This is a genomic window from Pseudomonas sp. CFBP 5748, assembly GCF_053850495.1.
In genome coordinates, this window is record NZ_JBSPTN010000009.1 from 57,323 (window position 1) to 83,305 (window position 25,983).

A 25,983-nucleotide genomic window follows, 5' to 3' on the forward strand; every position below is an offset into this window, starting at 1 on the left:
GTTGGATCCATCTCTAGCATAGCCGTTGATGGCCAATTTGCACCATTGAAATCTTTCCCGCAGAAGGCTCTAGAACGGGCGTTCCAGCGGCAAGCATTGAGATAGAGCTGTTGCTTTGGTCAACTTGCGAAACAAGCCTGGCGCCGGGCCCGACCCTGGCGAGGGGATTTATCCCTTCGTCACGGATAAACCCCTCCATCGCGTAAATTTCCCCCACCACAGGTGTGCGCCGCTTCAAGGGGTTTGGTGGTAAGCTCGCGCACCATGAATATCTACAGCTCTCGCCCCGTTGTCCTCTGCCTCTCCGGCCACGACCCCAGTGGTGGCGCCGGCTTGCAGGCAGATATCGAAGCCCTGCTCGCCCAGGGTTGCCATGCCGCCCCGGCAGTTACCGCGTTGACCGTGCAAGACACAGTCAACGTCAGCGATTTCCGCGTGCTCGATCGCGAGTGGGTGCTGGCACAAGCCAACGCCGTGCTCAACGATTCGCCAGTGGCGGCGGTCAAGCTGGGCATGCTCGGCTCACTGGAAATGGTCGACACCGTGGTCGAACTGCTCCAGGCACACCCGCATCTGCCAATGGTCTGCGACCCGGTGCTACGCGCCGGCGGTGGCGGGCGACTGGGCAAGGATGAAGTCGGCTACGCCATGCGCGAACGCCTGCTGCCCCTGGCCATCATCGCCACCCCCAACCTGCCGGAAGCACGCATCCTCGCCGAACTGCCCGAGGGCAGCGCCGACGAGTGCGCCGAAAAACTGCTGCCCTTCGTCAAACACCTGTTGATCACCGGTGGTCACGGCGACGAACATGAAGTCCATAATCGCCTGTACAGCCGCGACGGTCGCCGCGAAACCTATACCTGCCAGCGCTTGCCCGGCAGCTATCACGGCTCCGGCTGCACCCTGGCCAGCGCCCTGGCCGGTCGGCTGGCCCAGGGCGAACAGCTCGCCAGCGCCGTCAAGACCGCACTCGATTACACCTGGCGCACCCTGCGCGATGCCGAACAACTGGGCAAAGGCCAGTTCGTACCGCGTCGCCTGCCGCTGGATTTCTGCTCGTAGCACTGGAGGCCTGTGGAATGAAATTACGTGGCCTTTACGCCATCACCGACAGCCAGCTGCTGGCCGGCAAATTCCTCGCTTATGTCGAAGCGGCACTGGACGGCGGCGTCACCCTGTTGCAATACCGCGATAAAAGCAGCGACGAGGCCCGGCGCCTGCGCGAAGCCGAAGCGCTGCGCAACCTCTGCGAGCGCTACAAGACTCAACTGATCATCAACGACGACGCAGAGCTGGCCGCACGCCTGGGCGTCGGCGTGCACCTGGGCCAGACCGATGGCCCGTTGGCGCCGGTGCGGGCACTGTTGGGGCGCCAGGCGATCATCGGCTCCACTTGTCATTCGAGCCTGGAACTGGCCGAACAGGCCGCCGCCGAAGGTGCCAGTTACGTCGCATTCGGGCGCTTCTTCAATTCCAACACCAAGCCCGGCGCGCCCAGCGCAAACCTTGAACTGCTGGAACAGGCCCGCCGCAAACTGCATGTTCCGATTTGCGCCATTGGCGGTATCACCCTGGAGAACGCCGCCCCACTGGTGGCCCACGGCGTCGATCTGCTGGCGGTGGTCCACGGCCTGTTCGGTGCCGACAGCAGCGGGGAAGTGACGCGCCGCGCCCGCGCTTTCAACGATCTGCTGCAGATCAAATAATTTCCGCTTTCGAGAGCCTAACCATGTCCCGTTCCGAAACCCTGTTTGCCAACGCCCAGAAACACATCCCCGGCGGCGTGAACTCGCCCGTTCGTGCGTTCAAGAGCGTCGGCGGCACCCCGCTGTTTTTCAAGCACGCCGAAGGCGCGTACGTGACCGACGAAGACGATAAGCGTTATGTCGATTACGTTGGCTCGTGGGGCCCGATGATCCTCGGCCACAGTCATCCGGAAGTGCTCGACGCGGTGCGCAAGCAGTTGGTGCATGGCCTGTCCTACGGCGCTCCGACCGCGATGGAAACCGAAATGGCCGACCTGGTCTGCTCGATCGTGCCGTCGATGGAAATGGTGCGCATGGTCAGCTCCGGCACCGAAGCGACCATGAGCGCAATCCGCCTGGCGCGGGGCTTCACCGGGCGCGACAGCATCATCAAGTTCGAGGGCTGCTACCACGGCCACTCCGACAGCCTGCTGGTCAAGGCCGGTTCCGGCGCATTGACCCAAGGCGTGCCGAGTTCGGCTGGCGTACCGGCGGCGTTCGCCAAACACACGTTGACCCTGCCGTTCAACGACCTCGAAGCCGTCGAGACGATGCTGGGTGAAGTTGGCCAGGACGTGGCCTGCATCATCGTCGAGCCGGTGGCCGGCAACATGAACTGCGTACCGCCGGCACCGGGTTTCCTCGAAGGCCTGCGCAGCCTGTGCGACCAGCACGGCGTGGTGTTGATTTTCGACGAAGTGATGACCGGCTTCCGCGTGGCCCTCGGCGGCGCCCAGGCCCATTACGGCGTGACGCCGGACCTGAGCACCTTCGGCAAGATCATCGGCGGCGGCATGCCGGTGGGCTGCTTCGGCGGCAAGCGCGCCATCATGGAATGCATCGCACCGCTGGGCCCGGTCTACCAGGCCGGCACGTTGTCGGGCAACCCATTGGCCATGGCCGCCGGCCTGACCACCCTGCGTTTGATCAGCCGTCCGGGCTTCCACGCCGAACTGACCGACTACACCACCCGTCTGCTCGACGGCTTGCAGGTTCGCGCCGACGCGGCCGGCATCCCGTTTGTGACCACCCAGGCCGGCGGCATGTTCGGCCTGTATTTCAGTGGTGCCGATGACATCGTCACCTTCGAAGACGTGATGGCCAGCGACGCCGACCGCTTCAAGCGCTTCTTCCACCTGATGCTGGACGGCGGCGTGTACCTGGCACCGAGCGCGTTCGAAGCCGGATTCACCTCCATCGCCCATGGCGAGGCCGAGCTGAAAATCACCCTCGACGCCGCCGAGCGGGCTTTCGCTGCACTGAAATAAGCCTGTGGATAACTGACGCTGGCTGACACCGGCGTCAGTTATCACCGACAACCTTGCGCCCTTTTCCTACGTATTTACCCTCGAAGCGGCCGTTGAGGTTCCCTCGCAGCAGAAAAACGAGTAAAGACTTTGTAAGGATGGCCCTGCTTATTTCATAATGCGCGCTTATTGGATCCCCCGGAGGGTCCGCGCGCCCCTCAGAGGTAAGTCGATTCCCATGAACCGCACCGGCCGCACCCTTGCCTTGGGCTGCCTGTTGCTCCTTCAGCCCCTGCTCGCGAATGCCCAGGCAGGCGGCAACTCGTTGTTGATCCCGGCGCTGGGCCGTTGCACGCTCAATACCCAGCCACAAGATCTCGCATCGGCACTCGACGCCTGTCAAAAAGCGGCGGACGCAGGTGATGCACAAGCGCAATACGAGCTGGGTGAGTTCTACTACGAAGGCAAAGCTGCGCCGCGCGACCTCAAGCTAGCCCTCAACTACTTCGAAAAAGCCTCGCTGCAAGGCCATGCCCAGGCGCAATTCAAGCTCGGCGGCATGTTCTTTCATGGTGAAGGTGTGCCGGCCAATAATGTCCAGGCCTACATCGTCTTGAAGATGGCGGCGGTCAACGGCGCCGAAGACGCCCTGGACACCGCCGACGAAGTCGCCGAGAAAATGCCCCGCGACGAGCTGGAAGTGGCCACCCAGGTGCTGGGACAGATCTTCCGCAAATACCTGATGGAATTGCAGAACGCCGACGGGCGCACGCCCTTCTCGCCGTTGCCCTGATTAATGCGATGGCCTTACCGGCCCCTTCGCGAGCAAGCCCGCTCCCACACATGATCTCCGGTGCCCACAAATAACGTGTTCACAGACAATCCAGTGTGGGAGCGGGCTTGCTCGCGAATGAGGGTAACTCGGTGTTTAGCCTTACTTCTCAGGCATCGGCATCGGAAACGGCATCACGTTGCCGACCGCGCCCCGGGCCTCGCTGATTTTCGGGGTGCCCAGGCGCTCGACTTCGTCGATGCGCACGATCGAGTGCATCGGCACGAAACTGCGCACCACGCCTTCGAACTGCGCCTTGAGCTTTTCCTCGCTCGGATCGACGACCACTTGCGTGCGCTCGCCAAAGACGAACTCTTCCACTTCCAGGAAGCCCCACAGATCACTTTGATAGATCTGCTTGGCGTACATTTCGAACACCTGGCCCTGGTTGAGGAAAATCACCTTGTAGATTGGAGCTTCACGTTTGGTCATGGCTGGCGAAACACATCGGCGGGTAAAAATGAGGGCGCGAACTATAGCATAGCCACTGCTCGCACAGCGGTAGGAACCCAAGGACTTGTTCCCTATAATGCGCGGTTCTTTGAATCACGTGATGACCCCCTCCATGGCCAAGAAGCTTTACATCGAAACCCACGGTTGCCAGATGAACGAGTACGACAGCTCGCGCATGGTCGATCTGCTGGGTGAACACCAGGCCCTGGAAGTCACCGCCCGCGCCGAAGACGCGGACGTGATCCTGCTCAACACCTGTTCGATCCGCGAACGCGCCCAGGATCGGGTGTATTCCCAACTGGGCCGCTGGCGCGAACTGAAACTGGCCAACCCGGAAATGGTCATCGCCGTGGGCGGTTGCGTGGCCAGCCAGGAAGGCGCCGCCATCCGTGATCGCGCGCCGTACGTGGACGTGGTTTTCGGCCCACAGACCCTGCACCGTCTGCCGGAGATGATCGACGCCGCCCGTAGCACCAAGCTGCCGCAGGTGGACGTCTCGTTCCCGGAGATCGAAAAATTCGACCACCTGCCCGAACCACGCATCGACGGCCCAAGTGCCTATGTGTCGGTGATGGAAGGTTGCAGCAAGTACTGCACGTTCTGCGTGGTGCCCTACACCCGGGGCGAGGAAGTCAGCCGACCGTTCGACGACGTGATTGCCGAGATCATCCACCTGGCGGAACACGGCGTGCGTGAAGTGACCCTGCTGGGGCAGAACGTCAACGGTTATCGCGGCCTGACCCACGACGGGCGCCTGGCCGACCTCGCCGAACTGATCCGCGTGGTGGCGGCGGTGGATGGCATCGACCGCATCCGCTACACCACCTCGCACCCGCTGGAGTTCTCCGACAGCCTGATCCAGGCCCACGCCGAGGTCCCCGAACTGGTCAAGCACCTGCACCTACCGGTGCAATCGGGTTCCGACCGGATCCTCGCGGCCATGAAGCGCAACCATACGGCGCTGGAATACAAATCCAAGCTGCGCAAGCTACGGGCAGCGGTACCGGGGATCTGCATCAGCTCGGACTTTATCGTCGGTTTTCCCGGCGAAACCGAAAAAGATTTCCAGCAGACCATGAAACTGATCGAAGACGTGGGCTTCGACTTCTCCTATTCCTTCGTCTATAGCCAACGCCCCGGCACCCCGGCGGCCGACCTGGCGGACGAAACTCCCGAAGAAGTGAAAAAAGAACGGCTCAACGCCTTGCAACACCGCTTGAACCAGCAAGGTTTCGAGATCAGCCGACAAATGGTCGGCTCCGTCCAGCGGATCCTGGTGACCGATTACTCGAAAAAGGACCCGGGCGAGTTGCAAGGGCGGACCGAAAACAACCGCATCGTCAACTTCCGCTGCGACACCCCAGCCCTGATCGGCCAGTTCGCCGACGTGCACATCGACGCCGCGCAACCGCACTCGTTGCGCGGTTCGTTGATCCAGTAACACCCCGATCCCCTGTGAAAGCAGAACCAGTGGGAGCAAGGCTTGCCCGCGATGCAGGCGCCTCAATTCTTGAGGGACCGAGTTGCATTCATCGCGGGCAAGCCTTGCTCCCACAAGATTGCTCGGTTTATTAAGAGCTTTCGCACCCAGCCTACTGGCGCTATCCTTGGTTTCATCTTAATTGCCCCTGGGCGGCTAAAAACGACCTTGAACGCACCCATCGAACCACATCGCTTTATTCTCGAGCCCTTTGAGGCTCGCCGCTTCGCCAATCTGTGCGGGCAATTCGACGAGCACCTGCGCTTGATCGAACAGCGCCTGGCCATCGAGATCCGCAATCGCGGAAACCAGTTCGAACTGATCGGCGAACCCAAGCACACCACCTCCGCGGAAAACCTGCTGCGCCGCCTCTACCGGGAAACCAAGGGGAACGAGCTGTCGCCGGACACCGTCCATCTGTTCCTGCAGGAGTCGGCTGTCGAAGAACTCGACAACCACGCCCCGTCGGAACCTGCCGTGGCCCTGCGCACGAAAAAAGGCATGATTCGCCCTCGCGGCTTGAATCAGCAGCGCTACGTGAAGGAAATCCTGGGCAACGACATCAACTTCGGCATCGGTCCGGCCGGTACCGGCAAGACCTACCTGGCGGTTGCCTGCGCGGTCGATGCGCTGGAGCGCGAGCAAGTGCGGCGCATCCTGCTGGTGCGTCCGGCGGTCGAAGCGGGGGAAAAACTCGGCTTCCTGCCTGGCGACCTGGCCCAGAAGATCGACCCGTACCTGCGCCCACTGTATGACGCGCTGTATGAAATGCTCGGCTTCGAATACGTCGCCAAGCTGATCGAGCGCCAGGTCATCGAGGTCGCGCCACTGGCCTACATGCGCGGACGTACGCTGAACAACAGCTTCATCATCCTCGACGAAAGCCAGAACACCACGGTCGAGCAGATGAAAATGTTCCTGACCCGGATCGGCTTCGGCTCCACCGCCGTCATCACTGGCGACATTACCCAGGTCGACTTGCCCAAGGGCACCAAGTCCGGGCTGAACCATGTGATCCAGGTGCTCAAGGATGTACCGGGCATCAGCTTCACGCATTTCATGCCCAAGGACGTCGTACGCCATCCGCTGGTGCAACGCATTGTCGAAGCCTACGAGCGCTTCGAGAACCGCGAGGCTGACGACGCGCCCGAAGGCAAAGGCAATCGCCACAATGCTTGAACTCGACCTGCAAGTGGCCTGCGAACACGCCGCCCCCAGTGAAGCCCAATTTCGTCAATGGTGCGAACTGGCCTTGCGCCAGCGCAGCGCCGACTCGGAGTTGACCATCCGCCTGGTGGACGAACCCGAAGGCCGCGAACTGAACCACACCTGGCGGCAAAAAGATTACGCCACCAATGTGTTGTCGTTCCCCGCCGACGTGCCTGATGAACTGCTCGACATCCCACTGCTGGGGGACCTGGTGATCTGCGTCCCGGTGGTGGAGCGTGAAGCGGCTGAACAAGACAAGCTTCCTGAGGCCCACTGGGCCCACCTGGTCATTCACGGCTGTTTGCATCTGCTGGGTTACGACCACATAGAAGATGACGAAGCCGAAGAAATGGAAGCACTGGAACGAACGTTGCTTGCAGAGCTGGGTCATCCCGACCCCTACGCCGGCGACGAACACTGATACATCAACCTGTAACGATAAAGGATTCAGAGTAATCGCTATGAGCGAAGATCGATCGAGCAACGGGCAGAAGTCATGGCTGGGCAAGCTCACCCAGGCTTTTGCCCATGAGCCGAAAAACCGCCAGGAGCTGCTGGAGCTGCTGCGCGATGCACACCAGAACAAACTGTTGGACAGCGAAGCGCTGGCCATCGTCGAAGGCGCCATCCAGGTCGCTGACCTGCAAGTACGCGACATCATGGTCCCGCGCTCGCAGATGGTCAGCATCAAGGCGACCCAGACACCCCGTGAATTCCTGCCCGCCGTGGTCGATTCCGCTCACTCGCGCTACCCGGTGGTCGGCGAGAGCCATGACGACGTCATGGGCGTGCTGCTGGCCAAGGATCTGCTGCCGCTGATCCTTCAGGAAAACGGCGACAGCTTCAACATCAAGGACTTGCTGCGTCCGGCCACTTTCGTGCCCGAATCCAAGCGCCTGAACGTGCTGCTGCGTGAATTCCGCGCCAACCACAACCACATGGCCATCGTCATCGACGAGTACGGCGGCGTGGCCGGCCTGGTGACCATCGAAGACGTGCTCGAGCAGATCGTCGGCGACATCGAAGACGAGCACGACGTCGAGGAAGACAGCTACATCAAGCCCCTGCCCAGCGGCGATTTCCTGATCAAGGCGCTGACGCCGATCGAAAACTTCAACGAGTTCTTCGACAGCCAATTCTCCGACGATGAGTTCGACACCGTCGGCGGCCTGGTGATGAGTGCTTTCGGGCACCTGCCCAAGCGCAACGAAACCACGGAAATCGGCTCCTGGCGCTTCCGCATCCTGAATGCCGACAGCCGTCGGATTCATCTGCTGCGCCTGTCCCCCATTGCCCGATAACCCCTGCGAGACCCGCTAAGGACAAAAATGCGCTGGATAACCCGCCCCGGCTGGCCCGGTAACCTGCTGGCCGTGGCGGCCGGCGCGATCACCACCCTGGCCTTGGCGCCGTTCGATATCTGGCCGCTGGCACTGTTGGCGGTCGGGTTCTTCTATGCCGGGTTGCGTGAGCTTTCGCCGCGCCAGGCCTTGGGCCGTGGCTGGTGTTTCGGTTTTGGCCTGTTTGGCGCCGGCACCAGCTGGATCTACGTCAGCATCCACAACTTCGGCGGCGCCTCGGTACTGCTCGCCGGCCTGTTAATGCTGCTGTTCATCGCCGCCATCGCCTGGTTCTTCGCCCTGCCCGCCTGGCTCTGGGCGCGCTGGCTGCGGCGCAACGAAGCCCCACTGGCCGACGCCTTGGCCTTCGCCGCGCTGTGGCTGGGCCAGGAAGCCTTTCGCGGCTGGTTCCTCACCGGGTTCCCGTGGTTGTATTCCGGCTACAGCCAGCTCGACGGCCCGCTGGCCGGCCTCGCGCCGCTGGGCGGGATGTGGCTGATTTCCTTCACGTTGGCCCTCACTGCCGCGCTGCTGTACAACGCGTCCCGCCTGATCCGCGCCGGGCGCAAAGGTTTTATCGCCGCAGGTGTGCTGCTGTTGATCGGCCCGTGGGTGGCCGGCATGGCGCTCAAGGGCCACGCCTGGACCAGCCCGTCGGGCGACCCGCTAAGCGTCGCAGCGATTCAGGGCAACATCGAACAAAGCATGAAGTGGGACCCGGAGCAGCTCAACGCGCAGTTGGCGCTGTACCGCGACATGAGCTTTGCCTCCAAACGCGTCGACCTGCTGATCTGGCCGGAGACCGCAGTCCCGGTGCTCAAGGAATCAGCCCAGGGCTACCTGGACATGATGGGCAACTTCGCCGCCGAGCGGCATTCGGCGCTGATCACCGGCGTGCCGATTCGCCAACTGGTGCGCCACGAGAAGCGTTACTACAACGGCATCACCGTGACCGGCGAAGGCGACGGGACTTACCTGAAGCAGAAACTCGTGCCGTTCGGCGAGTACGTGCCGCTGCAGGACATCCTGCGGGGCCTGATCGCCTTCTTCGACCTGCCTATGTCCGACTTTGCCCGGGGCCCGGCCGACCAGCCGTTGTTGCAAGCCAAGGGTTACCAGATCGCGCCGTTCATCTGCTATGAAGTGGTCTATCCGGAGTTCGCCGCCAGCCTCTCGGCCCGTAGCGACCTGTTGCTGACCATCAGTAACGACACTTGGTTCGGCACTTCCATCGGCCCGTTACAGCACCTGCAAATGGCGCAGATGCGCGCCCTGGAAGCCGGTCGCTGGATGATTCGCGCCACCAACAACGGCGTGACCGGGCTGATCAACCCCTTCGGCCAGATCACCACACAGATCCCGCAATTCGAGCGTGGCATCCTCTACGGCGAAGTGGTGCCGATGCACGACCTGACGCCGTACCTGCAATGGCGCTCGTGGCCGCTGATCATTTTGTGCGTGTTGCTGCTGGGCTGGGCGTTGATCGCGGGCCGGATGGCCAAAACCGTTTAAGGACTTTTGGCCCCCTGTGGCGAGGGCGCTTGCTCCCTCGCCACAATGAGGGCGCCCTCGCGACCTCATCATCTTCAGCGGTAGAACAACCGATACCCCACCAGCCCCACCGCCTCATTCATCAACTGCCCCGACTGCCAGATCGACTTGAACTCCGGCATCCAGCCGCCCAGCGGTCGGGCATTGTCCTGTCCCAGGAAGCCCACCGGTGCTGGCACCACTTCAAACCCCGACCGCTCGAAACTCCAGACCGCCCGCGGCATGTGCCATGCCTGGGTCACCACGACGACACGCTTGATGCCGGCCGGCAGAAGGATCTCGGCGCTCATCCGGGCGTTTTCCCAGGTCGTGCGGCTGCGCTCTTCCTGCCAGCGAACGCTCACGCCGAAATCGTCCAGCATCGAATCAGCCATCAGTTTGGCTTCACTGGGTGGGGTGCCGTAGTGCAAGCCGCCGGTCGTCAGCACCGGCAACCCCGACGCCTTGGCCAGGCGCGCGGCATAACGCTGGCGCTCCAGGCCGATGCCGGTGGGTTGGTCGGCGCCCCAGGCCAGGTCACCGCGCTCACGGCCAGAACCCAGCACCACAATGGCGTCGGCACGCTGGGCCAGGGTCGCCCATTCGCTGCGCGGCAGCGGCGGTTCGCGTTCCAGCGCCCTGGCGCTCCATTGCACTACCACGGGCAGGCTCATCAGCCAGAAGCCACCCAGTCCAACGAAAAAGCACAGGCCGGCCAGGCGCGGCCGGGAGTTGCGCCACCACCAGGCGAGCGCCAACAGCAGCAAAAGAAGGCCGGGCGGCAATAAAAGTGTTTTGATGAAATAACGAAACGGCATCGGGCATCTCCATAGATGCCCGAAGCCTAAGTGGGTTGACGCAAAGCGACAACAGATTCGAAAAAACCTTGAATCAAAAAAAGCGACACGCGTGAATCCGGCGTTACTTGAACTGCAGTGACCGGACTTTTACAGCATCCTTGTCAGGTGTCCGGTCCTTGAGCCATACAACTTTGGCCGAACGGGGCACATCGAGACGCTTGAGTACCTGGACCCCACTGGTGGGGGCTTGGTGTCCGGCCTGTTCGAGGTAAGCCTTGACCAGTTCGAACTCTGCGGGGCTCAAGCCGCGCAGCTCCAGCTCTGCCGGGCGTTCATCACGCAAATGACCGGCGGTTCTTGCAGCGTCAAGGGCTACCCCGAGACGATCGATCAGTTTTTCGTACAACTCAGGCGTCGTTACTTTTCGTTGTGATTCAACCATCCCTCACCTCATTGAAGATAAGACTCACTCCCCATTGAGAAGCTTAGCTTCGCTGGGCAAACCGGCAGGACGCCGCGACCAACGGCCCTGAGCGCGGGCCGGGGCCGATGGTCGGCAATGAATCGGCAATGGCTCGGCAGCAATCAGGGTTTCCCTCGGCAGAGTGCGGTCATGTATGCTACGGCGCTTCCTGTAACTCCACTTCCAGCTTGGCTGGGCATCGAAAACGCCGCATTCGGCGTCGTCTGCGTCCAGTATGGCCACGAAGAGGATTGGGCCACCCCATTCAGTACAAAAGTAGCCATGCACGAACACTACCAGCCCCGTGAAATCGAAGCCGCCGCCCAGTCGTTCTGGGACGAGCAAAAGTCCTTTGAAGTCAGTGAACAGCCAGGCAAGGAGACTTACTACTGCCTGTCGATGTTCCCTTACCCCAGCGGCAAGCTACACATGGGGCACGTGCGCAACTACACCATCGGCGACGTGATCTCCCGCTATCAGCGCATGCAAGGCAAGAACGTCCTGCAACCCATGGGTTGGGACGCCTTCGGCATGCCGGCGGAAAACGCCGCGATGAAGAACAACGTGGCCCCTGCCAAGTGGACCTACGAAAACATCGCCTACATGAAGACCCAGCTGCGCAGCCTGGGCCTGGCGGTGGACTGGTCCCGCGAGGTCACCACCTGCAAGCCCGACTACTACCGCTGGGAACAATGGCTGTTCACCCGCCTGTTCGAAAAAGGCGTGATCTACCGCAAGAACGGCACCGTGAACTGGGACCCGGTTGACCAGACCGTACTGGCCAACGAACAAGTGATCGACGGCCGCGGCTGGCGTTCCGGCGCGCTGATCGAAAAACGCGAAATCCCGATGTACTACTTCAAGATCACCGCCTACGCGGATGAACTGCTGGAGAGTCTCGACGAACTGACTGGCTGGCCTGAACAGGTCAAGACCATGCAACGCAACTGGATCGGCAAGTCCCGGGGCATGGAAGTGCAATTCCCGTACGACGTTGCCTCCATTGGCGAAGCCGGCAACCTGAAGGTCTTCACCACCCGTCCGGATACCTTGATGGGCGCCACTTATGTCGCCGTGGCCGCCGAGCACCCGTTGGCGACCCTGGCCGCCCGGAATAACCCCGCGCTGCAGGCGTTCATTGCCGAATGCAAGGGCGGCAGCGTCGCCGAAGCCGACGTCGCCACTCAAGAGAAGAAAGGCCTGCCGACCGCGCTGTTCGTCGAGCACCCGCTCACCGGTGAAAAACTCCCGGTGTGGGTCGCCAACTACGTACTGATGCATTACGGCGATGGTGCTGTCATGGCAGTGCCGGCCCACGACGAACGCGATTTCGAATTCGCCCACAAGTACAACCTGCCCGTCAAAGCCGTAGTGCGCACCAGCGCCGGTGATCAAACCCCGGCCCCTTGGCAGGACGCCTACGGCGAACACGGCGAGCTGATCAACTCCGGCGCGTTCGACGGCCTGGACTTCGCCGGCGCGTTCGATGCCATCGAAGTGGCGCTGATCAAGAAAAACCTCGGCGCCTCCCGCACCCAGTTCCGCCTGCGCGACTGGGGCATCAGCCGCCAGCGCTACTGGGGCTGCCCGATCCCGATCGTGCATTGCGATACCTGCGGCGACGTACCGGTACCGGAAGATCAACTGCCCGTGGTCCTGCCGGAAGACGTCGTACCCGACGGCGCCGGTTCGCCCCTGGCGCGCATGCCTGAGTTCTACGAGTGCAACTGCCCGAAATGCGGCGCACCGGCCAAGCGTGAAACCGACACCATGGACACCTTCGTCGAGTCCTCGTGGTACTACGCCCGCTACGCCTCGCCGCACTTTGAAGGCGGCCTGGTGGAAAAATCCGCGGCTGACCATTGGTTGCCGGTGGATCAATACATCGGCGGCATCGAACACGCCATTCTCCACCTGCTCTACGCGCGCTTCTTTCACAAGCTGATGCGCGACGAAGGCCTGGTGAGCTCCAACGAGCCGTTCAAGAACCTGCTGACCCAAGGCATGGTGATCGCCGAGACTTACTATCGTCGCGAAGCCAACGGTGCCTACACCTGGTTCAACCCGGCGGACGTCGAACTCGAGCGTGACAGCAAAGCCAAGGTCATCAGCGCCAAGCTGATCGCCGACGGCCTGCCGGTGGAAATCGGCGGCACCGAGAAGATGGCCAAGTCGAAGAACAATGGCGTTGACCCACAATCGATGATTGACCAGTTCGGCGCAGACACCTGCCGCCTGTTCATGATGTTCGCCTCGCCACCTGACATGAGCGCGGAATGGTCCGACTCGGGCGTCGAGGGCTCGCACCGTTTCCTCAAGCGCGTCTGGCGCCTGGCTCAAGCTCACGTCACTCAGGGCCTGCCGGGCAAACTGGAGGTCGCCGGCCTGAACGATGAGCAGAAAGCCATCCGTCGCTCGATTCACCTGGCCATCAAGCAGGCCAGCCATGACGTCGGCCAGAACCACAAATTCAACACTGCCATCGCCCAGGTGATGACGCTGATGAATGTCCTGGAAAAAGCCGCGCAAGGCACCGAACAGGATCGCGCACTGGTTCACGAAGGCCTGGAAGCCGTGACCTTGCTGCTGGCGCCGATCACGCCGCACATCAGCCACGAGCTGTGGAATCAACTGGGTCACGCCGACCCGGTGATCGACGCCAGCTGGCCGGTGGTGGACGAAACCGCGCTGGTGCAGGACAGCCTGACCCTGGTCATCCAGGTCAATGGCAAGCTGCGCGGCCAGATCGAAATGCCGGCCGCCGCCACTCGCGAAGAAGTCGAAGCCGCCGCACGGGCCAACGAAAACGTGCTGCGCTTCGTCGATGGCCTGACGATCCGCAAAGTGATCGTCGTGCCCGGCAAGCTGGTCAACATCGTCGCAAGCTAATTGGATCGGGCGCCAGGCTCAAGCCTGGCGCCGAATATAACCTGCGAGACCGCACTGTCGGCCCATAGGGTTCAAGGGGAGCAACAAGATGATCAAACGTAATCTGCTGGTAATGGGCCTGGCGGTCCTGTTGAGCGCCTGCGGCTTCCAGCTGCGCGGCACCGGCACCACCGAGCTGGCCATCACGGAGCTGGACCTCAGCGCACGGGACGCTTATGGCGAAACCGTTAAAATGCTGCGCGTAGCCTTGGAAAACAGCGGGGTCAAGGTTTACAACGGCGCGCCCTACAAGCTGATACTGACCCGTGAACAGCAAAGCCAGCGCAGCCTGAGCTATGCAGGTGCCGGTCGCTCGGCCGAGTACGAGCTGACCAACGTGCTGAACTACGAGATCCGTGGCCGGAACGATCTGTCGCTGCTGGACGACAAGCTGCAAGTGCAGAAGGTCTACCTGCACGATGGCAACAACATCACCGGTTCCGACCAGGAATCGACCGAGGTGCGCGTCGAAATGCGGCGTGAGCTCGTACAGCGCATGATGCTGCGCCTGCAACAACTGAGCCCGGCCCAGTTGGAAGAGCTGCAACAGACCGCCGATGCCCGCGCCAAGGCCGAAGCCGAAGCACTGGAAGCGGCACGCAAGGCTGAAGCGGAAACCCCGCAGCAGTCGCCGATGCAAATCCCGGCTGAATAAGCCTTGCGGGGCGCTCCGGCGCCCCGCTCGCCTTCTCTTATGAACCGCGCTTTATGAAACTGGCCCCCGCCCAACTTGGCAAACACCTGCAAGGCGCCCTCGCGCCGGTCTACATCATCAGCGGCGATGACCCACTGTTGTGCCAGGAAGCCGCCGACGCCATCCGCGCAGCCGCCCGCCAGCAAGGCTTCGACGAACGCCAGGTGTTCGCCGCCGATGCCAGTTTCGACTGGGGAACGCTGCTGCAGGCTGGGGCAAGCATGTCGCTGTTCGCCGAAAAACGCCTGCTGGAGCTGCGCCTGCCGTCCGGCAAGCCCGGCGACAAGGGCGCAGCCGCGCTGATCGAATATTGCTCGCGGCCGGCCGAGGACACAGTGCTGCTCATCAGCCTGCCGAAACTCGACGGCAGCGCGCAGAAGACCAAATGGGGCAAGGCCCTGGTCGAAGGTCAGCAGACGCAGTTCGTGCAGATCTGGCCGGTGGACGTCAGCCAGCTGCCGAGCTGGATCCGCCAGCGCCTGTCCCAGGCCGGTCTCTCGGCCAGCCAGGACGCGGTAGAGCTGATCGCCGCCCGGGTCGAAGGCAACCTGCTGGCCGCCGCCCAGGAGATCGAAAAGCTCAAGCTGATGGCCGAGGGTGGGCAGATCACCGTGGAAACGGTACAGGCCGCGGTGGCCGACAGCGCGCGCTTTGATGTCTTCGGGCTGACCGATGCGATCCTCAACGGTGAAGCCGCCCATGCCCTGCGCATGCTCGAAGGCCTGCGGGGTGAAGGCGTCGAGCCACCCGTGATCCTCTGGGCCCTGGCCCGGGAATTGCGCTTGCTGGCCAACTTGTCCCTGCAATACAGCCAGGGCATACCGCTGGACAAAGCCTTCAGCCAGGCCCGCCCGCCCGTGTGGGATAAACGCAAACCGCTGATGAGCAAGGCCCTGCAACGCTATTCGGCGTCGCGCTGGGCGCAACTGCTGCTCGAAGCCCAGCGCATCGACGCGCAGATCAAAGGCCAGGCCGCCGGCTCACCATGGATGAGCCTGAGCCGGTTGTCGCTGTTGATGGCCGGCCAGCGGCTGACGCTGCCTGCTGAATAAAAGATCGCAGCCGTCGGCAGCTCCTGCATGGGAAATGCGAAGGCTGCGATCTTTTCCGCTCTTGATCCTACAAATATCGCCTCCATTTACCCTATAGACAGCTCCCCAACGCTGCCCCATTATTTGCACCGCAAAACCCACCCATGCGAGAACTCATCATGAGCAAAAAGCCATCCAAGCATGGCCCCAACAAGGCCAAATCCATCATCGCCCAACCGTTGTTCCGCAGCCGTCAGGAACGACCCACCAAGGGCAAAGGCAGCTACCGCCGCGAAGCCTTCCAGTCTGACAACTGGGAGGCTTCTTGCTTTGTGGCAGCTTGAAACACCCGGACAAGCCCTACGCCCCTTTCGCATGATAAGGTCAGCACCTGATTTGTATTTCTGGACCTGTGCATGCCCTTTTGTCTTTCCCGTCGTTGGCCACTGCGCCAAATGATTGTTGCCGCAAGCGTCGCCCTGCTTGTCGCCTGCGCCGAAAAACCTACCGCCGCCGACGCTCAACCACTCCAGACCGCCCCTGCCGTGACCGCTCCGGCCATCGTGCCACCTGTGGTGCCGACTGGCGATGACCTGGCCATTGCGCCCACCCAGACCTTCGCCGAGTGGCAGGCCGGGTTTCGCAAGGAAGCACTGGCCGCCGGAATCCGTGCCGACCTGTTCGACCGTGCCTTTATTGGCGTCAGCCCGGACATGAGCGTGATCAAGGCCGACCGCAGCCAACCGGAATTCACCCGGCCCGTGTGGGAATACCTCGATGGCGCACTCTCACCCTTGCGGGTCCGTAAAGGCCAGGCCCTGGTCGCCCAGCATGCCGAGATCCTGCAAAGCATCGAACAGCGTTATGGCGTCGATCGCCAGGCGCTGGTGGCGGTGTGGGGCATGGAGAGCAACTTCGGACAGTTCCAGGGCACCAAGTCGGTGATCAATTCCCTGGCGACCCTCGCCTACGAAGGACGCCGCCCGGGCTTTGCCCACGCGCAACTGATCGCCGCGCTGCAGATCCTGCAACAGGGCGATATCACACCGGAAAAAATGCTCGGTTCCTGGGCCGGCGCCATGGGCCAGACTCAGTTCATTCCCACCACGTACAACACCCACGCGGTGGATTTCGACGGCGACGGCCGCCGCGACATCTGGGGCAGCGCCACCGATGCCCTGGCTTCGACCGCGCACTACCTGCAAAGCTCCGGCTGGCAACGCGGCCAGCCATGGGGATTCGAAGTGCGACTCAAAGAGGGCTTCAACTACCCCCTCGCCGATGGTGCGATCCGCAAGCCCGTCTCCGAATGGCTGCAATTGGGCGTCAGCCTGCCCAACGGCGGCCAGGTTCCGGCCGGCGCCGAACACCTGTCGGCGGCCCTGCTGCTGCCGGCCGGCTATCGCGGCCCGGCGTTCCTGGTCCTCGACAACTTCCGCGCGATTCTCAAGTACAACAACTCTTCGTCCTACGCATTGGCGGTAAGCCTGCTGTCCGAGCGCTTCACCGGTGCAGGGCTGATCGACGGCCAATGGCCAAAGGATGACCTGCCCCTGAGCCGTAGCGAACGCATCGAATTGCAGACTTTGCTTGGCAAGCATAACTACGACGCCGGCACCCCCGACGGCATCATCGGCGCCAACACCCGCAAGGCAATCCGCAGCGCCCAGCAGTCGTTTGGCTGGCCGGCGGACGGGTACCCGACGCATCAGTTGCTGGAAGGGTTGCGTAACCGCTGATTTGACTTATGGCGGCTACCGCCATCGCGAGCAAGCTCGCTCCCACAGTTGACCGCGTTCTTTCAGAGAAACGCGGGGCCAATGTGGGAGCGAGCTTGCTCGCGATGACTGACCATCAGGCAACAAAAATCTAACCCCTGACCACCACGTCCTGCTCCAACACCAACATCTTCTCCCCCGCATCCAGCTTCACCAACGCCCCCATGGGCAAGGTCAGGTTCGGATCGCAATGCCCACTGCGCCAGCCGGACACCACCGGAATACGCAACGGTTCGAAGGTCTGCTTGAGCAAGCGGTTCAACGCCTCGACATCAACCCCCGCCACATCCCCCACCAACACGCCACGCAACTTGTGCAACGTGCCGGCCAGCCGTAGTTGGGTCAGCAGCCGGTCGATGCGATACAGCGGTTCGTTGACATCTTCAATGAACAGGATCACCCCGTCGGCATCGATCTGATAAGGCGTGCCCATGGTTGCGGCAATGATCGACAGGTTTCCCCCCAGCAAACGCCCGTGGGCAATGCCAGGTTCGACGGTGGTCAATGGATAAGCAGCGGGATGGCTCAGCACACTGCCCGCTTTCAACTGCCCACGCAGCAGGCTGAAAAACGAGGTGACGGTTGGTGGCTCCTTGTCGCCCAGCAGATCGGCATTGAGCAGTGGTCCGTGGAAGGTGACGAAGCCGGCATAACGGCTGATGGCCAGGTGTAGGGCGGTGATGTCGCTGTAGCCCACGAATGGCTTGGCGTTGCGTCGTAGGAGGTCGAAGTCGATGCGATCCAGCAGGCGGGGCGTGCCGTAGCCACCGCGCAGGCAGATGATGGCTTTGATTTCTGGGTCGGCGAAGGCGGCGTGCAGGTCGTTGAGGCGTACTTCGTCGCTGCCGGCCAGGTAGTCGTTCTTTTCGTAGACGCCCGGGAATATCCGCAGTCCGTGACCCCGTGCGTGCATCCATTGGATGGCTTTGTCCGTGTCCAGGGGGGCGGGACCGGCGGGGGCGATCACTCCGATCAAGCCTTCTTGAGGGAGGGCTGGGACGGGGTGGTGTGGGTTTAGGGTTTGGGCCATGGGGTTCCCGGCTTTTTTGATCGTGTGTATATCCATTTTTTTTGTAACGGCGGCTGGCGGTTCCGCTCTTACAGCGGGTCACTTTTGGAAGAGCCGGGAGCCGGACCAGCCAAAAGTAACCAAAAACGCTTTGCCCCACCACTCGGCACCTCGCTTCGGCTCGGTGCGCCCTCACTCCGGCATTGCTCCGTGGGCCCGCCGCGAAGGGCCATCCATGGCCCAGCGCGGCTATCCCGGCATCCATGCCGGGATGCCCACTGCGCAATGCCTGCGTTCGGCCAGCGTGGTTTAACGGGGCGCCCAGATCAAGATCCAAAGCAAAGCAAAGCAAGAGCGGGGCATGTCCAGCATCTATGTGGCTGAGCCACCGCTATCGCGAGCAAGCTCGCTCCCACATTGGATCTTCAGCGAATACAGAATTCATGTGCACTTAGCCCCCTGTGGGAGCGAGCTTGCTCGCGATGAGGTCCGCACATCCAACATCACCGCAGACTGACCCACCGCCTTCGCGAGCAAGCCCGCTCCCACAGGAGAAATGCGGTCCCACCAAGAACCAGGCCGGCTATCAGGCCGCCTCGCGGTGGACGTTGATCTCGGGCGCCCCGTTAACCACGATGGCTGAACGCAGGCATTGGTTCGTGGGCAACCCGGCATGGATGCCGGGTTAGCCGCGCTGGGCCATGGATGGCCCTTCGCGGCGGCCCACGAACCAATGCCGGAGTGAAGGCATGCCGAGCACTAGCGAGGCACCGAGTGGTGGGGCAAAAGCGTTTTGGTTACTTTTGCGCTCTTCAAAAGTGACCCGCTGTAAGAGCGGAACCATAAGCCGCCGTTACCGCAGCAACGGATATACACACCGCCCTGGATACACCACCCCACCCACCAAAAAAATCCCAACCTTAAATCAGGACCCCAGCAACTCTGCCTTAACCAGTTTCGCCTGCTCATCCGCATGATACGAAGACCGCACCAACGGCCCCGAAGCAACGTTCTTGAACCCCATCTTGTACCCTTCCTCAGCAAACCAGGCAAAGGTATCCGGATGCACAAAACGCTGCACCGGCAAGTGACTACGCGAAGGCTGCAAGTACTGCCCCAAGGTCAGCATATCGATGTCATGCTCACGCATGCGCTTCATAACCTCGATGACTTCCTCGTCAGTCTCACCCAGGCCCAGCATCAACCCGGACTTGGTCGGAATGTGCGGCATCATCTGCTTGAAGCGCTGCAGCAAAGTCAGCGACCACTGATAATCCGACCCCGGACGCGCAGCCTTGTACAGGCGCGGCACGGTTTCCAGATTGTGGTTGAACACATCAGGCGGCTCGGCAGCGGTGATTTGCAGGGCGATGTCCATCCGGCCACGGTAATCGGGCACCAGGGTTTCCAATTGCACGTTCGGCGACAGTTTGCGGATCTCGCGGATGCAGTCGGCGAAGTGCTGGGCACCGCCGTCACGCAGGTCGTCACGGTCCACCGAGGTGATGACCACGTACTTGAGCTTCAGGTCGGCGATGGCGATGGCCAGGCTTTCCGGCTCATTCACGTCCAAGGGTTTCGGACGACCGTGGCCGACGTCACAGAACGGGCAGCGACGGGTGCAGATGTCGCCCATGATCATGAACGTCGCGGTGCCGCCGGAGAAGCATTCGCCCAGGTTCGGGCAGGAGGCTTCTTCGCAGACGCTGTGCAGCTTGTGCTTGCGCAGCAGGGCCTTGATCCGGTCGACTTCCGGGGATACCGGGATCCGTACGCGAATCCAGTCGGGTTTCTTCGGCAACTCGGTGGTCGGGATGATCTTGACCGGGATGCGTGCAACCTTTTCGGCGCCGCGCAGCTTGACGCCGGCCTCTACCTTGGCACGCGGGGCCGGGCGCTCGGTAACATCCAGCGTCGGGATCATGGTTTGCACTGCATCAGTAGTCATATCAGTCGATTCCGCCCGTAAGGGTCGTCTGCTCAGCATAGTCGAGGTGTTTGACGAGCTGCGCGCGCAGCCGGGCACTTACCTCGGCAAATTCAATCGATCCTGTGTGATCGCGCAGCTGGGTCATCGCCAGCCCCGCGTAGCCACAGGGATTAATCCGTCGAAACGGCGCCAGATCCATGTCCACGTTCAACGCCAGGCCGTGAAACGAACAGCCGTGGCGGATCCGCAGGCCCAGGGAGGCGATTTTCGCCCCGTCGACGTAGACACCCGGCGCGTCTGGCTTGGCCGCGGCGGTTACGCCGTAGCTGGCCAGCAACTCGATCAGGCAGGTCTCCATTCGGGTGACCAGCTCGCGTACACCAAACCCCAGCTTGCGCACATCCAGCAATAGATAGGCAACCAGTTGGCCGGGGCCATGGTAGGTCACCTGCCCGCCGCGGTCGACCTTCACCACCGGAATATCCCCCGGCAGCAGCAGGTGCTCGGCCTTGCCGGCCTGGCCCTGGGTGAACACCGGAGGGTGTTCCACCAGCCAGACTTCATCATCGGCGGTGTTGCCGCGTTCGTTGGTGAAGCGTTGCATGGCATGCCAGACCGGCTCGTAAGCCATTCGGCCCAGCTCGCGAAAGCCCAGCGTGCCCGGCATCACAACACCATGTGCACGAAACCGGTCGCGCGCAACTCGCTGTTGATGTCGTACAGCTGTTCCTGGCCGGTGGCGATAATGTGCAACTGGATGGTCGTGTACTTGCCGTTGGTACTCTGGCGCTCGGCCAGGGTCTCGTGATCAACGGTGGCATGTTTTTCCAGGATCGCGATGATCCTGTCCTTGAAGCCCACACCGGTGTCGCCAATCACCTTGATCGGATAGTCCGCGCAAGGGAATTCGATTTTTGGCGCCTTTACTTCAGAGTCTGTCATGGCGTAACGGCCTCGTAAGCCGTGGTAACGAACATGGCCCCGCGCCGGATCGGAACGGGGCCATGGAGGTCAACACTAGAATCAGTTGAACAAGCCGTAGAAGAATAGACGGATGCTATCCCACATGCGGCGGAAGATACCACCTTCCTCGACCGCGTCCAGAGCGATCAGGTCAGCGCTGTGCACCACTTTGTCGTCCAGTTTGACTTCGACTTTACCGATCACGTCGCCCTTGGCGATGGGAGCGGTCAGTTGCGGGTTCATGGTCATGCTGGCAGCGAGCTTCTTGAGCTGGCCTTTAGGCAGGGTCATGGTCAGGTCCTGGGCCAGGCCGGCCTTCACCTGATTGGTGGTGCCTTTCCAGACTTGGGCCTGGGCCAGTTCGGTGCCCTTCTGGTAGAAGGTCTGGGTTTCGAAGAAACGGAAGCCGTAGGTCAGCAGCTTCTGGGTCTCGGCGGCACGGGCCACTTCGCTGTTGGTGCCGAACACCACGGCGATCAGGCGCATGCCGTCACGGACAGCCGAAGACACCATGCAATAGCCGGCTTCGTCGGTGTGGCCGGTCTTCAGGCCATCGACGGTCTTGTCGCGCCACAGCAGCAGGTTGCGGTTAGGCTGCTTGATGCCGTTCCAGAAGAATTCTTTCTGGGAGTAGATGGCGTAGTGCGCCGGGTCTTCGTGGATGATTGCCCGCGCCAGGATCGCCATGTCGTGAGCCGACGAGTAGTGCTCAGGGTTCGGCAGGCCGGTGGGGTTCATGAAGTGGCTGTTGGTCATGCCCAGGTCGGCGACGGTTTTGTTCATCATGTCGGCGAACGCATCTTCGCTACCGGCGATGTGCTCGGCCAGGGCGACGCTGGCGTCGTTGCCAGACTGAATGATGATGCCGTGCAGCAGGTCGCTGACGGTCACTTGCGAGCCGACCTTGATGAACATCCGCGAACCGCCGGTGCGCCAGGCGTTTTCGCTGACGGTCACCGGATCGTTTTCACCGATCTGGCCGCGACGGATTTCCAGGGTCGCGATGTAGGCGGTCATCAGTTTGGTCAGGCTGGCCGGTGGCAGGCGCTGGTCACCGTTGTTCTCAACCAGCACCTCGCCGCTACTGGCGTCCATCAGCACAAAGGATTTGGCGGCCAGTTGAGGGGGCGCGGGCATCATCTCGACCGCGAACGCGGCCGGTGAGAGAAGCAGCGGGACTAGCAGGCAAAGGCGTTTGGCAAAGGTGGTGATGTTCATCCGTCTCTCGAAATAACTAATGGAAACTGCCCGCAGGCAAACTAAACAGGCAGCCTTCTAACGGGCTGCCGCGTATTTAAGTTGCTCACTCACATCCCTTGCCGGGCTTTTGTTATGCGTGGAGCCAACAACCTGACCCGCTCGAACCGCAAGCGGGCCCTCAATCAAATCATTCGGCGGTGACCAGGCTCGGCGAGCCGAGATTGGCCAGGCGTACGCTGTTCTGTACCTGCTGGACTTCACCCGGAGAACCGATCGGCCCCATCCGCACCCGATGCAGTGTCTGCTGGTTGCGCACGATCGAGCTGATGAACACCGGGGCGCTCACCATCGAGCTCAGCTTGGACCTCAGCAGTTCTGCAGCGTCCGGGTTGGCGAACGCGCCCACTTGCAGATACTGGCCAGACGCTGTTGCAGAAGCGTTTTTTTTTGCCTCGATCTGCACAGGCACCACGGCCGCCGCGTGTTGCTGCGGCGGTGGCGTCCACTGCTCGACCGTACCGGTGGAAGCCGTCACGGTCGGCGCGGCATTTTGCGCCACTTTCGGCTCGTTGAGCATCAAAGGCGCCGGACGGCCGCGTTGGGCCCACCACTCCTGCGGGTCGATGCCTTCGACCTTGACCCGCGCGGTGCCGGTTTCAGCGTAACCGAGTTTTTTCGCCGCCGCATACGACAGGTCGATGATGCGGTCGGAGTAGAACGGTCCACGGTCGTTGACCCGCAGGATCACCGTCTTGTTGTTGTCCAGGTTGGTCACCCGGACATAACTTGGCAGCGGCAAGGTCTTGTGGGCCGCGCTCATGCCGTACAAGTCATAGACCTCGCCATTGGCGGTGTTCTGGCCATGGAACTTGGTGCCATACCAGGACGCCGTGCCCGAGGCGACGTAGCGCTTGGATTCGGCCATCGGGAAATAGGTCTTGCCCAGCACCGTATACGGGTTGGCCTTGTAGGGGCCGGTGTGCAGGGTCGGCGTCGCGTCGGGAATGCGTGAAACGTCCACGTCCCACCACGGTGCGCCGTCCTTGTGGGCCCGGTTGATGTCCAGGCCCGGCGTGGCGCGCACGGCGGTGGAGGTTTTCTGGGCCGGCGCGCGGCTGGTCGAACAACTGACGACCAACAGCGATAACGCGGCCAACGCCACGAGCTTCAGGGGTTGATAGGTAGGCAATGCCTGCATTATTTGACGCCCCGTGCTTTGACCAGCTCTTCAGACAGCTGATGTACGGCCATGGCGTACATCACACTGCGGTTATAACGCGTAATCGCGTAGAAATTCTTCAGGCCCATCCAGTATTCGGGGCCCTGCTCGCCTTCAAGGCGGATCGCGGTGACCGGCATATCGTCACGCAGCGCATCATGACTCGACCAACCCAGCGCCCGCAACTCCCCGACGGTTTTCGTCGGCTCCAGGCCTTCGGTCAGGCCCTCGTCCACTCGGTCGCCACGCACCTCGGCGCGACTGACCACCGGCTCGCCAGCCTCCCAGCCGTGGCGCTTGAAATAGCTGGCCACACTGCCAATGGCATCGGTCGGGTTGGTCCAGATATTAATGTGGCCGTCGCCGTCGAAGTCCACCGCGTAGGCGCGGAAACTGCTGGGCATAAATTGTGGCAGGCCCATGGCCCCGGCGTAGGAACCCTTGAGCGTCAGCGGATCGACCTGTTCTTCGCGGGCCAGCAGGAGGAATTCACGCAGCTCCTTGCGGAAGAACTCGGCACGCGGCGGGTAATCGAAGCCCAGGGTCGACAGCGCGTCGATCACCCGGAAATTCCCGGTGTTGCGGCCAAAGAAGGTTTCCACGCCAATGATCGATACGATGACCTGAGCCGGTACACCGTATTCCTGCTCGGCACGGGCCAGCGCCGCCTCGTGCTGGCGCCAGAAGTCCACGCCCCGGGCAATGCGCGCCTCGGTGATGAACATTGGCCGGTACTCGCTCCACTGCTTGACCCGCTCGGCAGGCCGGGAGATCGCGTCGAGAATCGACTGCTTGCGTTCGGCCTCGCGCAATACCCCCATTAGCTGCTCACCGGCAAAACCGTAGTCGCGGGTCATTTCACCGACGAATTCGGCCACCTGCGGCGAGCCTTCGTATTCGCCGGCCGAGGCGTGCGGCGCACAGCCCAGGAAGCCGACCAGGCCGACCCACGGCGCATATCGCGTCGACCAGCCACGCATTGCTTGCATTGAACTCTTCACCTTATTCAAACCTGCGCGATCCACTTGCGATGCGTATGAATCGACATCAAAACTCCAAACGCTGACAGCAGCGTCACCAGCGAAGTTCCTCCGTAGCTAATGAATGGCAACGGCACCCCCACAACCGGCAACAGGCCACTGACCATACCGATGTTGACGAAAACATAAACAAAAAACGTCATGGTCAGGCTGCCCGCGAGCAACTTGCCGAACAATGTCTGGGCCTGGGCGGTGATCACCAAGCCGCGACCGATCAGCAGCAGGTAGATCAACAGCAGCACGCAGATGCCTACCAGGCCGAACTCCTCGCCCATCACCGCGATGATGAAGTCGGTGTGGCTTTCCGGCAAAAAGTCCAGGTGCGACTGGGTGCCCATCAGCCAGCCCTTGCCGAACACGCCGCCGGAGCCAATGGCCGCCTTGGACTGGATGATGTTCCAGCCGGTGCCCAGCGGATCGCTCTCCGGGTCGAGGAAGGTCAGTACGCGCTGCTTCTGGTAGTCGTGCATCACGAAGTACCACATGGCCACCGACACCGGCACGGCGGCGGCGATCACGCTGAGAATCCAGCGCCAGCGCAACCCACCCATGAACAGCACGAAAGCACCGCCGGCCAGGATCAGCAGCGAGGTGCCGAGGTCCGGCTGGCGTACGATCAGGGCGAACGGGATGCCGATCAACAACAGGCTGATGCACACGTGTTTGAGCTGCGGCGGCAAGGTGCGCTTGGACAGGTACCAGGCGATGGTCGCCGGCATGATGATCTTGAGGAATTCCGAAGGCTGGAAGCGAATCACGCCGGGGATGTTGATCCAGCGGGTGGCGCCCATGGCGTTGTGCCCCATCACGTCCACCACCACCAGCAGGCTCACGCCGATGACGTAGGCCAGCGGCACCCAACGCGCCATGAAGCGCGGTTCCAGTTGGGCAATGACGATCATCGACACCAGGCCGATGCCGAACGAGGTGGCCTGCTTGGCCAGCAAATCCCAGCTCTTGCCGCTGGCCGAATACAGCACGAACAGGCTGCCGGCGGCCAGGGTCAGCAGCAGGATCAGCAACGGGCCGTCGATGTGCATGCGCTGCAACAGCGTGGCACGACGACGCATCACGTCTTCGCTGGAGAGGATC

The 25,983-nt window shown here is 62.0% G+C and carries 25 protein-coding genes; 14 read left to right on the plus strand and 11 right to left on the minus strand.

Translation table 11 applies throughout. From position 1 onward, the window contains the following. Positions 1-264 precede the first annotated feature (264 nt). The 4 genes from ACWNZ1_RS20645 to ACWNZ1_RS20660 all read left to right on the plus strand — a co-directional run bounded on the left by ACWNZ1_RS20645 (position 265) and on the right by ACWNZ1_RS20660 (position 3,785). A complete protein-coding gene (locus ACWNZ1_RS20645; protein WP_135847318.1) occupies positions 265-1,062 on the plus strand; it encodes a hydroxymethylpyrimidine/phosphomethylpyrimidine kinase in 798 nt (265 codons plus the stop codon). A 17-nt stretch (positions 1,063-1,079) separates the two neighbouring features. Next, positions 1,080-1,706: a thiamine phosphate synthase gene (gene thiE / locus ACWNZ1_RS20650; RefSeq protein ID WP_135847319.1), complete on the plus strand. Its 627-nt coding sequence runs from the start codon at positions 1,080-1,082 to the stop codon at positions 1,704-1,706. A 23-nt stretch (positions 1,707-1,729) separates the two neighbouring features. Further along, the gene (gene hemL / locus ACWNZ1_RS20655; RefSeq protein ID WP_265072410.1) at positions 1,730-3,013 is read left to right on the plus strand and encodes a glutamate-1-semialdehyde 2,1-aminomutase; all 1,284 of its coding nucleotides are present in this window, start codon (positions 1,730-1,732) and stop codon (positions 3,011-3,013) included. A 217-nt stretch (positions 3,014-3,230) separates the two neighbouring features. Continuing rightward, entirely contained in the window at positions 3,231-3,785 is a 555-nt protein-coding gene (locus ACWNZ1_RS20660) for a tetratricopeptide repeat protein (RefSeq protein WP_135847321.1), read from the plus strand. A gap of 141 nt (positions 3,786-3,926) precedes the next feature. Here the strand turns inward: ACWNZ1_RS20660 and ACWNZ1_RS20665 are convergent, their stop codons facing one another. Further along, on the minus strand, positions 3,927-4,256 hold the full coding sequence (locus ACWNZ1_RS20665) for a DUF1820 family protein (RefSeq protein ID WP_003185742.1): 330 nt from the start codon (positions 4,254-4,256) through the stop codon (positions 3,927-3,929). 133 nt (positions 4,257-4,389) lie between these two features. On the opposite strand from ACWNZ1_RS20665, the gene miaB reads away from it, so the two are divergent. From miaB to lnt, 5 genes are all read left to right on the plus strand, one after another. Beyond that, the gene (gene miaB, locus ACWNZ1_RS20670; protein WP_178084284.1) at positions 4,390-5,718 is read left to right on the plus strand and encodes a tRNA (N6-isopentenyl adenosine(37)-C2)-methylthiotransferase MiaB; all 1,329 of its coding nucleotides are present in this window, start codon (positions 4,390-4,392) and stop codon (positions 5,716-5,718) included. 207 nt (positions 5,719-5,925) lie between these two features. Next, positions 5,926-6,936: a PhoH family protein gene (locus ACWNZ1_RS20675; RefSeq protein WP_135847323.1), complete on the plus strand. Its 1,011-nt coding sequence runs from the start codon at positions 5,926-5,928 to the stop codon at positions 6,934-6,936. Beyond that, positions 6,929-7,387, plus strand: a complete 459-nt coding sequence (ybeY, locus tag ACWNZ1_RS20680; protein ID WP_046065210.1) for an rRNA maturation RNase YbeY — start codon at positions 6,929-6,931, stop codon at positions 7,385-7,387. The genes ACWNZ1_RS20675 and ybeY overlap by 8 nt, the downstream gene beginning before the upstream one ends. Before the next feature lie 40 nt (positions 7,388-7,427). Continuing rightward, positions 7,428-8,267, plus strand: coding sequence for an HlyC/CorC family transporter (locus ACWNZ1_RS20685; RefSeq protein WP_025215634.1), 840 nt, complete (start codon positions 7,428-7,430; stop codon positions 8,265-8,267). Positions 8,268-8,294: 27 nt separating this feature from the next. Beyond that, entirely contained in the window at positions 8,295-9,818 is a 1,524-nt protein-coding gene (gene lnt / locus ACWNZ1_RS20690; RefSeq protein WP_256453784.1) for an apolipoprotein N-acyltransferase, read from the plus strand. 74 nt (positions 9,819-9,892) lie between these two features. On the opposite strand, the gene ACWNZ1_RS20695 is transcribed toward lnt, so the two are convergent. Both ACWNZ1_RS20695 and ACWNZ1_RS20700 read right to left on the minus strand, forming a co-directional pair. Continuing rightward, positions 9,893-10,654 (minus strand): YdcF family protein, encoded by a 762-nt coding sequence (locus ACWNZ1_RS20695; RefSeq protein ID WP_456027860.1) that lies wholly within the window; start codon positions 10,652-10,654, stop codon positions 9,893-9,895. Positions 10,655-10,757: 103 nt separating this feature from the next. Next, complete coding sequence (locus ACWNZ1_RS20700; RefSeq protein WP_135847326.1) at positions 10,758-11,078, minus strand: hypothetical protein; 321 nt, start codon at positions 11,076-11,078, stop codon at positions 10,758-10,760. A gap of 303 nt (positions 11,079-11,381) precedes the next feature. On the opposite strand from ACWNZ1_RS20700, the gene leuS reads away from it, so the two are divergent. The 5 genes from leuS to ACWNZ1_RS20725 all read left to right on the plus strand — a co-directional run bounded on the left by leuS (position 11,382) and on the right by ACWNZ1_RS20725 (position 17,491). Continuing rightward, positions 11,382-13,988 (plus strand): leucine--tRNA ligase, encoded by a 2,607-nt coding sequence (gene leuS / locus ACWNZ1_RS20705; RefSeq protein WP_135847327.1) that lies wholly within the window; start codon positions 11,382-11,384, stop codon positions 13,986-13,988. A gap of 88 nt (positions 13,989-14,076) precedes the next feature. Further along, complete coding sequence (locus ACWNZ1_RS20710) at positions 14,077-14,682, plus strand: LPS-assembly lipoprotein LptE (protein WP_256453785.1); 606 nt, start codon at positions 14,077-14,079, stop codon at positions 14,680-14,682. A 53-nt stretch (positions 14,683-14,735) separates the two neighbouring features. After that, entirely contained in the window at positions 14,736-15,773 is a 1,038-nt protein-coding gene (gene holA / locus ACWNZ1_RS20715; RefSeq protein WP_135847329.1) for a DNA polymerase III subunit delta, read from the plus strand. A gap of 158 nt (positions 15,774-15,931) precedes the next feature. After that, positions 15,932-16,096: an alternative ribosome rescue factor ArfA gene (gene arfA / locus ACWNZ1_RS20720; RefSeq protein ID WP_123343928.1), complete on the plus strand. Its 165-nt coding sequence runs from the start codon at positions 15,932-15,934 to the stop codon at positions 16,094-16,096. A 72-nt stretch (positions 16,097-16,168) separates the two neighbouring features. Continuing rightward, entirely contained in the window at positions 16,169-17,491 is a 1,323-nt protein-coding gene (locus ACWNZ1_RS20725; protein ID WP_256453786.1) for a lytic murein transglycosylase, read from the plus strand. A gap of 130 nt (positions 17,492-17,621) precedes the next feature. Here the strand turns inward: ACWNZ1_RS20725 and ACWNZ1_RS20730 are convergent, their stop codons facing one another. The 8 genes from ACWNZ1_RS20730 to rodA all read right to left on the minus strand — a co-directional run bounded on the left by ACWNZ1_RS20730 (position 17,622) and on the right by rodA (position 25,961). Continuing rightward, positions 17,622-18,560: a S66 peptidase family protein gene (locus ACWNZ1_RS20730; RefSeq protein WP_265072413.1), complete on the minus strand. Its 939-nt coding sequence runs from the start codon at positions 18,558-18,560 to the stop codon at positions 17,622-17,624. Between the two features lie 904 nt (positions 18,561-19,464). After that, positions 19,465-20,487, minus strand: a complete 1,023-nt coding sequence (lipA, locus tag ACWNZ1_RS20735) for a lipoyl synthase (protein WP_047229497.1) — start codon at positions 20,485-20,487, stop codon at positions 19,465-19,467. A 1-nt stretch (position 20,488) separates the two neighbouring features. Next, on the minus strand, positions 20,489-21,136 hold the full coding sequence (gene lipB / locus ACWNZ1_RS20740; protein WP_135847332.1) for a lipoyl(octanoyl) transferase LipB: 648 nt from the start codon (positions 21,134-21,136) through the stop codon (positions 20,489-20,491). After that, entirely contained in the window at positions 21,136-21,411 is a 276-nt protein-coding gene (locus ACWNZ1_RS20745) for a DUF493 domain-containing protein (protein WP_058543153.1), read from the minus strand. The genes lipB and ACWNZ1_RS20745 overlap by 1 nt, the downstream gene beginning before the upstream one ends. 81 nt (positions 21,412-21,492) lie before the next feature. Further along, positions 21,493-22,650, minus strand: coding sequence for a D-alanyl-D-alanine carboxypeptidase family protein (locus tag ACWNZ1_RS20750; protein WP_135847333.1), 1,158 nt, complete (start codon positions 22,648-22,650; stop codon positions 21,493-21,495). A 169-nt stretch (positions 22,651-22,819) separates the two neighbouring features. Continuing rightward, a complete protein-coding gene (locus ACWNZ1_RS20755) occupies positions 22,820-23,830 on the minus strand; it encodes a septal ring lytic transglycosylase RlpA family protein (RefSeq protein WP_135847334.1) in 1,011 nt (336 codons plus the stop codon). Further along, positions 23,830-24,840, minus strand: coding sequence for a lytic murein transglycosylase B (mltB, locus tag ACWNZ1_RS20760; RefSeq protein ID WP_135847335.1), 1,011 nt, complete (start codon positions 24,838-24,840; stop codon positions 23,830-23,832). The genes ACWNZ1_RS20755 and mltB overlap by 1 nt, the downstream gene beginning before the upstream one ends. Before the next feature lie 17 nt (positions 24,841-24,857). Then, positions 24,858-25,961: a rod shape-determining protein RodA gene (gene rodA / locus ACWNZ1_RS20765; RefSeq protein WP_178084340.1), complete on the minus strand. Its 1,104-nt coding sequence runs from the start codon at positions 25,959-25,961 to the stop codon at positions 24,858-24,860. Between the last annotated feature and the right edge of the window lie 22 nt (positions 25,962-25,983).